Annotated in this window: 11 protein-coding genes; 5 read left to right on the forward strand and 6 right to left on the reverse strand. The window is 58.1% G+C overall.

All coding sequences use genetic code 11. The features are described 5' to 3' along the window. The first annotated feature begins 213 nt into the window (after positions 1 to 213). Complete coding sequence (locus tag TBK1r_RS30915) at positions 214 to 588, forward strand: STAS domain-containing protein (protein ID WP_145219167.1); 375 nt, start codon at positions 214 to 216, stop codon at positions 586 to 588. A gap of 105 nt (positions 589 to 693) precedes the next feature. Here the strand turns inward: TBK1r_RS30915 and TBK1r_RS30920 are convergent, their stop codons facing one another. From TBK1r_RS30920 to TBK1r_RS30935, 4 genes are all read right to left on the reverse strand, one after another. Then, positions 694 to 909, reverse strand: coding sequence for a hypothetical protein (locus TBK1r_RS30920; RefSeq protein WP_145219170.1), 216 nt, complete (start codon positions 907 to 909; stop codon positions 694 to 696). Positions 910 to 1,133: 224 nt separating this feature from the next. After that, complete coding sequence (gene hemG / locus TBK1r_RS30925) at positions 1,134 to 2,603, reverse strand: protoporphyrinogen oxidase (protein ID WP_145219172.1); 1,470 nt, start codon at positions 2,601 to 2,603, stop codon at positions 1,134 to 1,136. Beyond that, positions 2,600 to 3,697: a TIGR04053 family radical SAM/SPASM domain-containing protein gene (locus TBK1r_RS30930; protein ID WP_145219174.1), complete on the reverse strand. Its 1,098-nt coding sequence runs from the start codon at positions 3,695 to 3,697 to the stop codon at positions 2,600 to 2,602. The genes hemG and TBK1r_RS30930 overlap by 4 nt, the downstream gene beginning before the upstream one ends. Before the next feature lie 252 nt (positions 3,698 to 3,949). Further along, a complete protein-coding gene (locus TBK1r_RS30935; protein ID WP_145219176.1) occupies positions 3,950 to 5,311 on the reverse strand; it encodes a Gfo/Idh/MocA family protein in 1,362 nt (453 codons plus the stop codon). A 505-nt stretch (positions 5,312 to 5,816) separates the two neighbouring features. On the opposite strand from TBK1r_RS30935, the gene TBK1r_RS30940 reads away from it, so the two are divergent. The 4 genes from TBK1r_RS30940 (at position 5,817) to TBK1r_RS30955 (ending at position 10,797) form a co-directional block, all read left to right on the forward strand. Beyond that, positions 5,817 to 7,526, forward strand: coding sequence for an IS1182 family transposase (locus TBK1r_RS30940; RefSeq protein WP_419580133.1), 1,710 nt, complete (start codon positions 5,817 to 5,819; stop codon positions 7,524 to 7,526). Between the two features lie 504 nt (positions 7,527 to 8,030). Further along, positions 8,031 to 9,665, forward strand: coding sequence for a solute:sodium symporter family transporter (locus TBK1r_RS30945; RefSeq protein WP_145219180.1), 1,635 nt, complete (start codon positions 8,031 to 8,033; stop codon positions 9,663 to 9,665). Between the two features lie 208 nt (positions 9,666 to 9,873). Further along, on the forward strand, positions 9,874 to 10,212 hold the full coding sequence (locus tag TBK1r_RS30950; protein WP_145219182.1) for a P-II family nitrogen regulator: 339 nt from the start codon (positions 9,874 to 9,876) through the stop codon (positions 10,210 to 10,212). 363 nt (positions 10,213 to 10,575) lie between these two features. Then, positions 10,576 to 10,797 carry a hypothetical protein gene (locus TBK1r_RS30955; RefSeq protein ID WP_095738310.1) on the forward strand — a complete coding sequence of 74 codons (222 nt, stop codon included), beginning with the start codon at positions 10,576 to 10,578 and terminating at the stop codon, positions 10,795 to 10,797. A gap of 107 nt (positions 10,798 to 10,904) precedes the next feature. Here TBK1r_RS30955 and TBK1r_RS30960 read toward each other — a convergent pair whose 3' ends face one another. Both TBK1r_RS30960 and TBK1r_RS30965 read right to left on the reverse strand, forming a co-directional pair. After that, on the reverse strand, positions 10,905 to 11,615 hold the full coding sequence (locus TBK1r_RS30960; protein ID WP_145219185.1) for an SIR2 family NAD-dependent protein deacylase: 711 nt from the start codon (positions 11,613 to 11,615) through the stop codon (positions 10,905 to 10,907). Between the two features lie 57 nt (positions 11,616 to 11,672). Then, positions 11,673 to 15,221, reverse strand: coding sequence for a PPi-type phosphoenolpyruvate carboxykinase family protein (locus TBK1r_RS30965; protein WP_145219187.1), 3,549 nt, complete (start codon positions 15,219 to 15,221; stop codon positions 11,673 to 11,675). Between the last annotated feature and the right edge of the window lie 172 nt (positions 15,222 to 15,393).

The raw sequence follows: 15,393 nt of genomic DNA on the forward strand, positions 1-15,393 counted from the left end.
AACTTTTGCACAGCAACTTTTTCGTCTGGCTGGGGTTTAGATTAATGCCCCGGGACGTCCTTGATCTTGCTTGGTAGCCCGACGTGTGAGCCAGGGAATGGACGAGTTTTCCTCGCTCACGCGTCGGTTTGCGAATTCTCCAAGCGATCTTCGTTCGTTCTCGCGGCACCCGCATCCGATAGCACCCCGCACTTCGCTTCTCGCGGCACCACCATGACCGAACATGAAAAACCACTCGTGCAGGCGTCGTCGAACGGAACGACGCTCGTGCTCGAGATTCAAACCGATCAGATCCGCGATAGCGACACCGCCTCCGCAATCAGCCGGGAGATGATTGCGTTGGCGAAAGAAAATCAGGCGAACCGACTGGTGATTGACATGCACAGCGTTCGTTTCATGGGCAGCGTCGGCTTTCTCGCCTTGATGGGGTTGCGCCGACACCTCGACGAGCCCAGCATCATTTTGTGCGGCTTGAGCGAGCACCTGAAAGACATCCTCGAAGCCTGTAAGCTGATCTCAAGAGACCCCGATGAATCGGCGATGTTCACCATGGCAGACACGGTCGACGAAGCCAAGGAGCGGCATTAAATCGACTCGGACGCGGGACTCGTATGGTCACGTCCACGCAAACGGCGACGGCGAATCCATCCAGGTATTCACTTCAATCGAGTTCGGCGGCACCTCACCAGAGAGTCACTGAGACAGCTCTGTCTCATTGTGATAGCGTGCCGCTTCCCGCTCGATCAAGTCGAGATCAGACGTCGACCAATCGGGATACTCGGTCAATCGCTGTGCCCGACACTCAAGCCGCAAATCAAGGACTTGCAATGCCCGTTCGCTCGCCGCATAGGTCGCTTTGACGTGCTCAACGAATTCGACGAAACGATGGCTCAACAAATGGTTCTGCATGTTACAACTCCGTTGTTGTATAGAAGTAAGTTGATCAACACCCGAGATGACGGTTGATAACGTTTTAAAGCAGAGCAGACGCAGCGACCAGTTGAAGCATGTCTACCAGCTCATGCTTGCATCAGATGCATGAACGGTTGGTGAATCGATAAATGGGATTCGGTCACACAACAGATGCGCTCGACGCGATCCATCAGGTCCGGTCGATGCCAACCTGTGCGGTTTCAGCTGACCTGTGCGAATCCAGACCACTTGGATGCCAGCACGCGTTCGGCCGCTTGCTGTCCGCTGCGAATGCAATGCGGAATGCCGACGCCGTGATAGGCGTTGCCGGCCAGTTCCAGACGGGGATGTTTCGCGGCAAGCTGTTCGATTCCTTGCACACGTTGCGCGTGCCCGAGCACGCATTGCGGCATCGCGCGATGCCAACGCTTGATTCGCGAAAACAACGGCGGCTTGTTGACTTGCATCAATTGACGTAGTTCGTCTTGCACGGTTTGCACAATCGTTTCGTCGGACCACTGCATCACTTCCTCGCGGCAGGCTCCGCCGAGAAACGCCCGCAACAAGACTTTGCCTTCGGGGGCCCGACCGGCATACTTCACACTGCTGAACGTGCAAGCCAACACGGGCCGCTGTTCGACATGCGGCACGAGGAATCCAAAATTGTCGGGCTCACCGGGAAACGCATCGCGATCGTAGGCGAGATTCACTACGACACATCCCGCGTACGGAATCTCGTTCAACGCTTGCGAGAGTTCTGGATCGGTTGTCCGTAAGATCGAACCCGCGTGATGCGCCGGTACGGCCAGGATCACCGACGAATACTCTTCGCGTCGCGTTTCTCGGGATTCGGTTTGCTTGATTTGCATCGCCCAACCGTTGTCACGGCGTGACAGTGAGAGCACTTGATGGTTGGTGCGCACGTCGCATCGGCCCAACTCAGATGCCAACGCATCGATCGCGCTGCCCAAGCCGTGCCGCGGCGCGACGAACAAACTGTACTCGGGTCCGCCGGCGGCTGGATTTGGGGGCTTCGTTCGCGGGGCTGCCGCTCGTAGCGTTTTGGCACCCGCGCGCGCCGCCTTGATCAGACTGCCGTACTTGGATTCCATCTCCACAAACTGCGGAAAGGTCGCGTTGATGCTGAGCTGTTCCGGGTCGCCCATGTAAATCCCGCCGGCGAGCGGTTGGACGAGGCGCTGGAATGCTTCACGGCCCAGTCGGCGGCACGCAAAGGCAGCCAAGCTCTCGTCATCTGAACCATGACGCCTGGGAATCAAACGTTCGGCGGCGAGTCGGACTTTGCCGCGCCAGCTGAGAATCGGCGTCGTCACCATCGGCCAGATTCGCTGCGGTGCCATCACCGCCAAGCCGTCGGGCAAGCGTTCCAAACGCCCGCGACAGACCACGTCGACTCCAGGGTGCGATGAATTGGTATTGATCAGCTGGTCAGACAGGCCGATGTCGCGAAACAGGTTCACGGCCAAGGGCATTCGGCTGAGAACACTATCGGGACCGAGTTCGATGCAAAAGCCGTCGGTCTGTTCGGTTTGCAAGACGCCGCCCAACCGATCGCTCGCTTCGAACACGGTGATCTCAAGTGAAGCGTCCGATCGACTCAACTGATGAGCGGCGGCCAAGCCGCTGATCCCCCCACCGACAATGGCGACGCGATGTTTGATCTGGTTCATGAAAGGTTCGCCACGACGTCGGTTTCAATCGGCGAGTAGACGCAATCCGGTTCGCTGGCCAACGGGTCGCCGAAGACGGCATAGGCACGCGATCGGCTGCCGCCGCAAGCGTCTCGATACTCGCACACGCCGCACTTGCCACTGAATTGTTCCGGGTCGCGCAGCGAACGAAAGGTCGGATGATTTTGATAGGTGTCGACCACGCTATCGTTGGGAAAGCGTCCGCATCGCAGCGGCAGGAATCCGGCCGGATAGATTTCACCGGTGTGACTGACAAACATGATGCCCTTGCCGTCGCCGACGCCCAGCGGTGCACGCCGTCGTCGTCCGGGATGGGACGAGGCCAACGGGTCGCCTCCGCGTTCGATCACATAGCGCCGATAGTGTGGCGCTTCGGTCGTTTTGATCCCATAGGGTTGCCGTTGCGACTGCGTCCACAGTTTTTCGAAGACCTGCTCGTATTCTTCCGCCGAAATTCGCTCCTCCATCGTGCCGCGTCCTACCGGTACCAGGAAAAAGACCGACCACATCATGATCTGTTGATCGGCGAAAAGCTCCGCCATGGCATCGACTTGGTGCACGTTGCGGCGCGTGATCGTCGTGTTGACTTGGACCGGCAATTCCAACTCACGCGCATCGGCCAACATCCGCAGCGTCCGCTCAAAGCTGCCTTCCCAGCCTCGAAACGCGTCGTGCGTCTCGGCGTCGCTGCCGTCCAGGCTGATGCCCAACACACTGACACCGGCATCGCGGGCCTGCTGCAGCGCTTCGCGCGTGGCCAGAGGTGTCGCCGACGGTGTCAGCGCGATTTGCAATCCCTTGTCGCGGGCGTAGCGAATCAAAACCAAAAGATCGGCGCGTTTCAACGGATCGCCGCCGGTGAACACAACGACCGGCGGGCGAGGAAAGCTCGCGACCTGGTCCAACAACGCCCGTGACTGCACCGGTGTCAGCTGTTGCGGGTCGGCGATCGGTTGCGCAGAAGCTCGGCAATGTTGGCAGGCCAGATCGCACGCCTGCGTCACTTCATAATAAAACATCAGTGGGGCGCTGCCGAAATCGACTTGCCCGTAGTCAGCATGGGGATGGGGCATGAAAGTGGCAAGTTGCTAAAAGTGATCTGCCGGGATTCTGATTCGCAATGTGGCGTGTCCGTGACTGGAAAGTCGTTGGGGCGCCAGAACCGGAAAGGCGAGAGAGTTGGTCAAAAGCTGGGTTGGTCAAAAAATGGGTTGGTCAAAAAATGGGTTGGTCAAAAAATGGGGCGTGCAAAAATGGCGGGCTGGTGGGGTGTGACGTGACTAAGGGGCTCGCCTGGCGGGCGAGCCCATGTGTTTGGCCTGGGACTAGAGTTCGACCCACTCGCCGGCTTCGGGCGGCGGGAAGAATCCGTTTTCATCGGCTTTCACCGGCGGCGGGCTGTCTTCGGTCAGATCGTCCAGGTAGTCACAGAATTGGAAATCGGACTGGGTGACTTCGTCCCACGTCACGGTTCGATTCAAGTGCGCCGCCGCTCGGCCCATCAGCGAAGCAAAATCGGCGTACACCGCCCGCTTGCCTTCGTTGTGGGGCAGGTCGTTGCGGATACTGTGAATGAAGTCGATCCATTCGTAGTCCCAGGGATTTTCGGCATCCGGTGCCGGCGTCCATTCGATGTTGTCTTTGGCGATCCGATGGTCTTTGAACATGTGGACGGTCGCCTTGTGAACGTTGCCGGAGAACTGCCCCGCTTTCTTGCTGCAATGAACGTAGGTGGCGAAGTCGTTGTCGCCGTTCTTGGCCCGACGGAAGCCGCAAAATGCTTTTTGGCCATTGGGGAACGTGTACTCCATCGAATAGATGTCGTTGTTCTGGCCACGGTCTTCACTGTTGACTTCGCGACCGCCCATCCCGTGACAGCTGGTGGGCCAATCGTCCATCAACCAACAGCATTCGTCGATCTGGTGAATCAAGTTGTCGACCATGTGTCCGGAGCCGACCCACATCAGTTGGGCCTTGCCGAACTTGAGTTGTTCGCCGAACAGGTTGGACTTGTCACGTTGGTCGCCCAGCCAGCGCCGTCCGGTCAGTCGGTTCGCCCGGATGTACGACAGCTCGCCCATTTCGCCGCTGGCGATTTTGTCGATCAAGGCGGCGCGTGCCGGCGAGTGTCGGCATTGCAGTCCGGCCGCGATCTTGACGCCGTTTTGTTCGGCCAGTTCAGCGGCCTGGAGCATCCGCCGCAGACCCACCGGGTCCGGCGAGAACGGTTTTTCCATGAAGACGTTGATGCCTTTTTGGACGGCGTATTCGACGTGTACCGGGCGGATGTAGGCCCGCGTCGTACACAGTGCGACGTCGCCGGGACGCAGCGTGTCGATCGCAGCCTTGTAGGCCTGGAACCCAAGAAACTGTCGGTCCTTGGAGACATTGATGCCGTCGGGGAATTTTCTCGCCAGCGGTTTGAGCGAATTCTGGATCTTGCTGGCCTCCAAATCCGCAACGGCGTACAGTTCGATCGGCCCTTGATTGCTGGTGTTGAGGGCGTTGACGACGGCGCCGTTGCCGCGTCCGCCACAGCCGATCAATGCCAAACGGATCGTGTTGTTTTCACCTGCGTGGACCGCCGGAATGGTGTGCCCGAAGATCGTTGCGCCGACCGCCGCGGCACCGGATCGTTGAATGAATTGGCGACGGGACGTTTCGGAGGAGGTTTGGGGTTGGGCCATGGTTAACTCCTAACCATCAAATGGGGATGGGGGTGGGCAGCGGGCGCGGCGTCGCTGCCGGCCGAACAAGCCGGGCACGACCACGCCGGATCCGAAGGTGAATGCCGATCAAAGGATGCAAATGGCGTTCCAGGAGGCCTGGTTTGGCGAACGGGAATGTCACCACCGAGAGATCGAGCCGCACGCGTCAGACGGTGATTCGGCCATTTTTAGCGGTCTTTCGATCCGTGGAAGCGCACCGGCGCCGCTGCGACAGGACGCACACGTTCGCGTTGATCCGATGCTCCGGATCGCACGCCTGTGCGAAACACCGAATGCGCCGGGGGGCGACGGCGTGATGCCACGTGCGTTGGCACCGCAGGTCTTAGCGGAACGGCGCGAGCGGCCTGTCGGTTTAGTGTATCCACAAAACGAGGGGAGGTGGCTTAGTAGGCATCGTCACGATGTTTGCTATTCTTGGCGGATCGTCGTCGCGATTCACTTCTCACGCAGGGAGGCTTGCCCAGTGAGCCAGAGACAACCCAAGACCAGCTATTGGCAGGAAGCTCCTACACCACGCGGGCAACTGGTCCTCATTCCCACCGCCCTGGAGGAACTCATCCCTCAGGATCATCCCGTTCGCTTGGTCGACGAGATTCTCGATCAGATGGACTGGACTGATTGGGAGGCGGCCTACAACGGCGGATTCGGTCAGCCGCCGATCCATCCCAGCGTAATGGCAAAGATCCTGCTGTTTGCCATGATTCGGCGAATCCGATCCAGCCGGAACATTGAATACGAACTCAAGCATTCGATCGATTTTATCTGGCTTAGCAGCGGTCGCCGCATCGATCACAGCACGATCAGCGACTTCCGCCGAAACAATAGTGATGCAGTCAAAGGCATCTTCAAACAAATGGTCAAGCTGGCGATCAACCTGGGGATCGCCAATCTCTCGGAACTGTGCATCGACGGCACACGCATCCTGGCTGACGCCAACAAATACAAGACTTGGACGGCCAAACGATTAGCCAAAGCACTCGAAGAACTTGACGCGCAAATTGATGAGGCCCTGGAAACCTTCGAAGTCAACGACGCATGCGACGAAGATCTCATCGGCCAGGACGTTTCGGCGGACCGCCTCCCCGCCGCCGTCGCCAACTTGAAGTCACGCCGCTCACAACTGGCCGCTCATCTGGAGACGGTCAATGCGATGGACGAAGTCCGCAGGAAAAATGGGACGAAGGGCCCCGCCCAGTTACCCAAGACTGACACGGACAGTCGCATTCTTCCCAATAAGGAGGGTGGTTACGCAGCCAACTTTACTCCGATGGCGACGACCGAAACGCAGAGCGGCCTGATCGTTGCGGCGGACGTCTTGATCGGCAACGTCGAACACCACGAATTTGCCACCATCGTCGACTGTGTGGCCAACGACTTTGGAATTGACATTAAGCGAGTCATGGCTGACTCGGCTTACACGACGGGCAAAAACCTCACTGCGGCTGAGGAAAAACAGATCGAACTGATTGGCCCGCTTGCCGAAACCAATCGCGAGAACAACCCTGCCGAGCGTTCGGATTTGACTGAGCCCGTTGCCGCCGATCAGATTGATCAGTTGCCGGTTAATCCACAAACCAAACGATTTGACAAAGCAGCGTTTGTGTACGACGAAGCGAACGACTGCTATTACTGCCCGGCAGGCAAAGTGCTTTCACATCGGACGACCGAGAACACGACGCATGGCGACGGCTCTCCGGTGCAGCGAAAGGTTTACACCTGTTTTGAATGCGAGGGCTGCACGCTGGCTGGGCGTTGTCGCAAGAACGTGAAGCCAAAAGACGAGGCAAGCAGCAGCGAGGCATCGTCCCAGGAGTCCAGCGAAGCGACCTCGTCGGACAAGCGAGCGGGCAAGCGACGTGGTCGCAAGCCTGGCCCGCCACGTGGTCGCGAGACGATGCATGATGAGCATGAAGGAGCGCGACGTCGGCAGCGTGCGCGAATGGAAACGCCTGCAGCCAAAGAGGCTTACTCTCGTCGTCAGCATTTCGGTGAAACGCCTTTCGCCGTGATCAAGAGCACGCTTGATATGCGGCGATTCCTGCTTCGAGGTATCGCAGGTGTGAATCAAGAATGGCGCTGGGCGGCGACCGGATTCAATCTGAAGAAAATCATGAGTTACTTGGCGAAGCTGCGCGCCGCCGCGGCGACACAATCGCTCGGAACAGCAAACTAGGGGAGATAGGGGGCATTTCGAACGAAATCCGCCACAAGCGAACGCCACGATCCCGTCAACACGCTTACCAACGACTCTGGATGCCCCGCATAGCACCATAAAAGCCTCGTCCGGAACCAAAATCGAATCAACCGTCCCCAGGAACTAAATCGACAGGCCGCGAGCCGTCCGGTGTCGGCTTGACAGACCGGAGGGCTCGCGCCCCTACCGCTCAATCGACAAGGCACTTCGTTTGTTGTCAAAGGGTCGCGTCGGCGATTCCAGTCTCCCGGAGGGCTGACAGCTTTCGCGACGTTTGGCTGAGATTCCTTCTCTCGGAACCAGCGACGGGGAGATCAGATCGCTACATTGTGGTCTACCAACATGCTTGTCACGTTGGATTGGCCGCGTTAGACGATCGGGCGATGCGGCGAGAAGACGCCACGGGGCGGACGCTCGTGGCTGGCTCCCGATCACGCTCTCCTCCGGACTCATTCACGCCTTTCGGGCATCAGGGACAATCTTGTGTATTTGGTCACTCTTCTCTCGTTCCTTTTTTTCACGGGACTTGTCGGCCTGTGTACGTGGTGGATCACTCGCAAAGACGACCACGGCAGCAGCACCGGTTACTTTTTGGGCGGGCGTTCGCTGACGTTTCCGCTGATCGCGGGCTCGCTGCTGCTGACGAATCTCTCCACCGAACAAATGGTCGGGCTCAACGGAGCGGCCTTCACCGACGGACTGTGCGTGATGGTCTGGGAGGTCGTCTGTGTGGTGGCGCTGGTGTTCATGGCGTGGTTCTTTCTGCCACGGTTTTTGCGCAGCGGTGTTGCCACGGTTCCGCAGTACCTGGAGATCCGTTTTGACCATCAAACCCAGGTGATCACCAACCTGATTTTCCTGTTGGCCTACGTCGGCATTTTGTTGCCCATCATCCTCTACACCGGCGCGACGGGGATGGTCGGCATTTTGGATGTGCCTTCGATGCTGGGCAGTCTGCCCGAAAGCGTGGGAATGGAACCGGGCACCCTGGCGTTGTGGTTGATCGTCTGGGCGGTGGGGCTGATCGGTTCGGTGTACGCCTTGTTCGGCGGGCTGCGCACCGTCGCGGTTTCCGACACGATCAACGGCGTCGGGCTGCTGGTCGGCGGCTTCATGATCACCGTCTTTGCCCTCGCACAACTCGGAGGCGACGGCGGGATCTCCGAAGGCGCGAACCTGCTGGTGGAACAACAACGTGATCGATTCAATTCGGTCGGCGGCGAAAACAGCTCGGTACCGTTCGGCACCATTTTTAGCGGCATCTTTTTGCTGAACTTGTTTTACTGGACCACCAATCAGCAAATCATCCAGCGGACCTTCGGCGCTAGCAGCCTGGCCGAAGGTCAAAAAGGCGTCTTGTTGACCGGCGCGTTAAAACTGCTCGGGCCGCTTTACTTGGTCATCCCCGGCATGCTGGCGTACAGTTTGTTTGCCGGCGATGACATCAAGGCCGACCAGGCCTATGGCATGTTGGTCAACAAAGTGCTTCCCGCACCGCTGACGGGCTTCTTCGCCGCGGCGATGATCGGGGCGATTCTGTCCAGTTTCAACTCGGCGCTCAACAGTTCCTGCACGCTGTTCAGTCTGGGACTTTTTAAGAACGTGATCAAGAAGGATGCCAGCGAACAGGCTGTCGTCCGTTCGGGAAAAATCTTTGGATGGATCGTCGCGGTGGTCGCCATGTCGATCGCTCCGTTGCTGGCCAACACGACCAGCATCTTTGGCTACCTGCAAAAGATGAACGGCATGTACTTCATTCCCATCTTCGCGGTGGTGTTGGTCGGCATGCTGACCAAACGGGTTCCGCCGTTGGCGGCAAAGGTCGCGTTGATCGCCGGGTTTTCCGTCATCGCCATCGGGTACTTTGTGCATCCCTTCGACATCATTGTCGCGTCCCTGCACGAGTACCATTTCCTGGGAATCGTCTTCGCCTGGTTGCTGATTCTGATGCTGGTGATCGGCGAAATCAAACCGCGCGAGACGGAATTTGTGCAGGAGGATGTCGGCGCCGTGGACATGACGGCGTGGCGATTTGCCAAACCCGTCGGTCTACTGCTGATTGCGATCGTGTTTGCCATTTACACCACCATGGCTGATTTCTCGGTGCTCATGCAATGATCTGAATCGTCGGCCCGGTCGCTGTGCGGCCTGTTGATTCAATGGAGACTGTGAAACGAAGGGTGAGCCGCTGGCCGTAAGGCCCAGGCATTGCGCTGTTCCCGGCCGCTCACGCGTCACGGCGGCCGAGACGGATGCGAGTTGGCACGCAAATTGCCTCATTGATACAGAGAACTGAATCCAATCCCTTTCCCGGAGGAACTCTGCGATGAAAATTGTTAGTGCGATCATCAATCCGTTGAAATTAGATGCCGTCAGGGATGCCCTGGCCGAGATCGGTGCGAAAGGAGCAACGGTGACCGAGGTGAAGGGTTACGGACACCAACGAGGGCATACGGAGATGTATCGGGGCGCGGTCGTGGACGTGAAGTTCAACCCGAAGGTCAAGCTGGAGGTCGCGATCGAAGACGCTTTGGTTGATCCGGTCATCGAGGCGATTTCCAAGGTTGCCAAGACGGGACACATCGGTGCCGGCAAGATCTTTGTCACACCCCTCGAACGCGTCGTACGAATTCGCACCGACGAAACCGGAGAAGCCGCCCTTTAATTTTGGTCAACGTCTGGCCAATATCAGGCAACGCAGTGAGGCGGACTGCGGTTGCCGACATCCGATCCGGGTCTGAGGAAAAACATTCGTTGAGTACGCCCGATCGTGCCCACCCTCTGTGAAGCAAGTTTGCGATCAAGAATGTGCCAATCCGCGCGCCGGCAAACCCGTTCAATCGCTCATCGCACACCTCCGTTCGGGCCGCAATGAACCCCCGTGAATCTGGAATGCGAATCGGGCGTCGACTCCCGTCCGGCGAATCGGCCTGTTGTATGATGTGGATCATCCCGTAGCCTGCGTGCGACGCGACGGTGGAGTTGGCGAAGCGGGGCCGCGTTCATTCCGTGATCAAGGACAATCCAGATGGCAAAGCATGAAGTCGATTTTGATGTTCCCAAACGCCCGCTCGGTCGCGCGGACATCGAATTCACGGTCAAGGCAGACGGCAGCGTGCTGGGCACGTTGACCGTTTCCAACGGATCGCTGGTTTGGTTTCCCAAAGGCACGACGAACGGCTGCAAGATGGGATGGAGCAAGTTTGATGCGTTGATGCAGGAACATGCCACCAAGCAAGAACGACGTTAGCGGCCGACTGAGTCGGCTTGCCGATGCGGAAAACAGGTAGGAAGATTTTGGAGGTAAGAAAATGATGCGGATGCACCATCCCTTCGATTGAGCCAATCTTCCTACCTTCAAAATTTTCCTACCTCGCCAGCCAACGAAGCGAGAAACTTCGGCACTTCGATCGATGCTTTGCCCCGAATGGTCAAATCAAATTGGTCGCTTTGGGGAGTGTCGTCCAGATTGATTTCGACGCGGCGACAATGCGGGGGTGTGGCTGCGACAATGCCTGCGGCCGGATAGACGACGGCCGAGGTGCCGATCGCCAGGAACAAATCGCAGTCTGCGGCAAAGTCGGCGATGTGATCCAATCCGATCGGTACTTCACCGAACCAGACGACGTGGGGACGCAGAGTGCCGACCAAGTCGGGTTCGGTCGGGTGCGGCGTTTGGACACTCAAATCGCCACGCCAATCAAACAGATCACCTGTCAGCGAGCAGCGTGCTTTGAGCAGTTCGCCGTGCATGGGCAAAACGTTTTGGCTGCCGGCCCGCTGGTGCAGGTCGTCGATATTTTGCGTCACCAGTAGAAACGGATCGTCGTGCTGCTTTTCGAATTCGGCCAACGCGACGTGTGCCGCGTTGGGTTGAATCGATTCGTCGAGCAGATTGCGTCGTCGAGCGTTATAGAACTCGTGAACCAGATCCGGGTTGCGTTGGAACGCTTGCGGTGTGGCGACGTCTTCGAACCGATGCCCTTCCCATAATCCGTCCTCACCGCGAAACGTCGGGATCCCGGATTCAGCGGAGATCCCGGCGCCGGTGAGCACAAGAACTTTCATCGTGACGGGGCCGCGTGGGTGTGGGTCAAACGGTCGTTGGTTCGGGGCGACGCGCGATCAAACGCCGGCCAGACGGTCGGCCAAGACGGGATCGTCCGCCGCCACCCGCATCGGATCCGCGCCGAGTGTTCCGACCAAGCTGTTCAAATACGTCGACGATTCCGATTGGGCCAAACGTTCTTTGGCGTAACCAAGGCGTTCATCGAGATCGAGATTGAGCCGCAGGCCGTCGCCGTTGAGGGATTCGATCGCTCGTTCAATCCGCTCGATGCAGTCCGTCCAGTGTTGGATGTCGCGTTGTTGTTGTTCGACGAGTCGACGCCGATACCATTTGCTTTGCAGCATGTTGTCCAAGGTGAACAGGTCGCGGACTTCGGGATCGTCGATCGTTTTGCCTTCGTACTTGCCCGTGGCCAGGATACTCAGGATCGCGCGAAGCGGCGGACAGGCCAGTTCGTAGCCTCCGTCTCCCATGTAGACCTTGGCGACTCTGGCTTGAGCTTCGGCGATATGCAAGATTCCGTCGGCGAACGAATCGGGGTCTTGAAGTTCGGGTTTCAGGATATCGTCGGTAAAGACTTTGCTGGGGTTATCAAAGACGCGAGCCATGTAGGTGCGGACGAAGCGTCGGGTGATGCGATAGCCGAGTCGGCTGGCAGGGATGTCGACACCGTTGTGCTGGAAGTCTTCGACGCGTTCCAGCATTCCGTTGTCGATCATGTGTTGCGGCGATCGCTCTTCGGGGGTCAAACGGCACCAGACCTCGGGGATCAGCAACGAGATGTCGTGTCCGACTTCGAACCGCGGCCCGATGTGACCGGCGGCGGTGCTGTACCCACCCAGCCCGGTCAGGATCATGGACACGATCATGTTGTTCATGTCGGTCGACGGCATCAACGCATTGAAGGGGCCCTTGGTCAGTGCGCCTTCGCTGCCGGCACCGGTGGTGCTGGGGCTTTTGCCGGTCAATGAACAGAGGTAGTCCATCACCAACTCGGGCAACTCTTGATAATGCAGGGGTGAGTAGACGGCCAAGGAACGAATTCGTTTGGCCGGCTCCGGCGGATTGTTTCGCCGGCCTCCCAGTACTGCTCCGACCGGGATATGGATCGGTTCATCGGGGCCGAGTCCGCGGTTGAATTGGACGCCACGTCGGGCGACGTAGGTGTCGCGGGCAAACACCATGTCGGGCCGATCTTGCAGGTATCGCGGGTTTTTCGTTTGTTGGCCGTCGACCAGCCGTGGGTTGGCCGTGCTGACGACGAAGCTGTCTCCGCGCTCATAGGATTTCGTGAGCAGATCCGCCATCGGGCCGGTGAATTTGTCAAACTCGATCGCGTCGAGCACGATGTCGCGAACTTCCGAGTGGGTCAACGGGTGGAAATTGCTGATGAAGTTGGCCGGCCGCGACAAGTCCCATTCGGTCTGTTTGTCCAATCCTCGATGGATGGCATCATCGGGACGTTGGAACAAGCGGTACTCGCAGTTTTCGATGAACTTGTAGCTGGTCGCGGGCAGCACGCTGTCGCCGAGATTATCGATCCGATCGGCCGGGACGATCGTGCTGGCACTGATGTCGTCTTCACGCTGCACCTTGGCGGCCGGCATGAAATCCTGACGCACCTTGAACGTTCGCCAGCGTTTGTTGTCCAAGCCGACGCGAAGATACGTCCCCACCAGGGCTCGGTCACCGATCTTCAATTCGTGTCCGGGCGAGCCGTTGACGATGTCCACGCCGAATCGTTCTTTCCAATTCAGCGCCTCGCCTTCCTTGGTGAATCGTTTGATGATCAAGGCCATCGAGTACACGCGCTCGGGGATGCTCTCGAGCCATCGATTGTAGTCTTCGTTGTAATCGGGCGACGGTGTCAGCAGCTTGATCACACTGCCGAGACTCCGCTTCGGGCTCAACACACTACGGCTCGGTCCATCGGTGTAATCGGTGCGCCCGGAATAGGTGTCCGACCAGCGGGTGGAGTAATCCTTTTCGAAGATCTCGTCCAGTTTCGCAAAGTCATCGTCTCGGTCGCCGATAAAGATCGGGCCGTAGAGCATGTAGTCACGCAGGCTCTTGCTGATTTCGCTCTTTCCGCCGCCGCTGACGGTGCAGGGTTTGTGACAGAAAACGCCTTCGCCGACCGTCCCGACCAGTCGCCACGAGGGCGCGTTGGGGTGTTTTTCCAAGCGGATCTTGTACCCGCTCGGGGCGATGTAGATTTGTTCCGGTGAAAGCGGAATCCGGTGGTCGTTGCCGTCGCGCGTCCACTTGATGCACCGCTCTTCCAACGTCACCTTGGCATTTTCGGGAATGTAGATGATCGAATCATCATTCCGGTCCACGCCATAGCCTTCCGGTTTGGCATCGACAAATTCCGCATAGTCGCGGACGACGTCATCAAACGTCCGCCCGTTGTAGCGTTGACTGTCGACTTGAAATTCTTCGCCCAAGGAATACGACGCGAACGCGAGTGCTCCACCGGCGTGTTCTTCTTCCGATCGCCCCATCAGATTGCAGGCGTAACTGATCTGCGTCTTGACTTCTTTTTTGCAGTATCCGTAGTAGTTGTCCGCGATCAGCGTGACGACGACGCCACGGCGGTCACGACAGGTCAACTTGAAGGCCGTGCCGTTGTTGTAACACTCCGATTCGTCACTCCAACACATGCCGTCGCGGCGTTGCCGTTCGGACGCACTGCTTTCATGGGGCAATCCAAGTTCCTTCTTCGTCAACTTGGTCAGGTGGGGTGCCAAAATCACACAGCCCGTGTGTCCGGTCCAGGATTTGACATCGAGCCCGGCATCGTTTTCAGGGATCAGCGGATCACCACCGTTGCCGAAAATCGATTCGACAAAGTCCAGGTTGCTGACCAAACTGGCGGGGGCAAAGAAACGAGTCTCCATCGACAACGCGTTGGTGAATCCGGGGACTGCCGGGCAGACCAACGGACGCAACATCAGCGAGACCCAGGCGTGCGCCGGATTGGTCAACTCGCTGGTGTAAGGTAGCAGCATCAAATCTTTCGGCGGCGACATCGCCGCGCGGAACAGTTTGACAAACACGCCTTTGGGGACGGAGCGTTTGTCACCGGGGATCGGCAGCCCGCCTTCGACAACATGGAACGTTCCCGCCGTCGTCCGACGGTCCGCGCGTGGATTGTTCAGCACCCCATTGGTGCAGCGATAGGAACTGACCAGGTCGTTTTCAAAGGAGTCTCCGTTGATCGGCAGACTCAATTTGCGGGCCATCCCGTGTCGGTCCAACGTCAACGGGTTGGACGGTAGATGAAGTTTTCCGTTGCGGAGTTCATCGGCAAAGTAGCCATTGAGAAACGTTTCGATGCGTGTGTCCACCGGGACACGGTGGGACGAAAGCAAACGCGACTTTTCCCGAATGCTATCGAGAATCCCGCTCGAAAACTTGGTCATCGCGTTGCCGAGTTCATTGTCTCGACCCAGCAGCCCGGCGGCCGCCAATTGCAAGACCAAGTACGTGCGTAGATTGTCACGTTCGACCGGGTCGGTGGTGAGCGACTTGTCCCAACCAACGGCACGCTGCAGTTCGTCAGCATCATGGAACAGTGAGAGATTTTCACGAATGAGCGACATAAAAATCTTGGTGGTTGGAGACAAAATGACAAAAACACGAAAAGAATAGCAGACACGCAGCTGCCCGATGACGTCTCAGCGAAAGGAATCGCCGACACGTATCGCTCTAGCCTGGGAGAGGTTTCTCGCTCGTCAATGCCCGTGCCCCGTAGCGTTGTCTAGCTGCCCATTG

This window comes from Stieleria magnilauensis (genome assembly GCA_007753675.1).
Classification (GTDB): domain Bacteria; phylum Planctomycetota; class Planctomycetia; order Pirellulales; family Pirellulaceae; genus Stieleria; species Stieleria magnilauensis.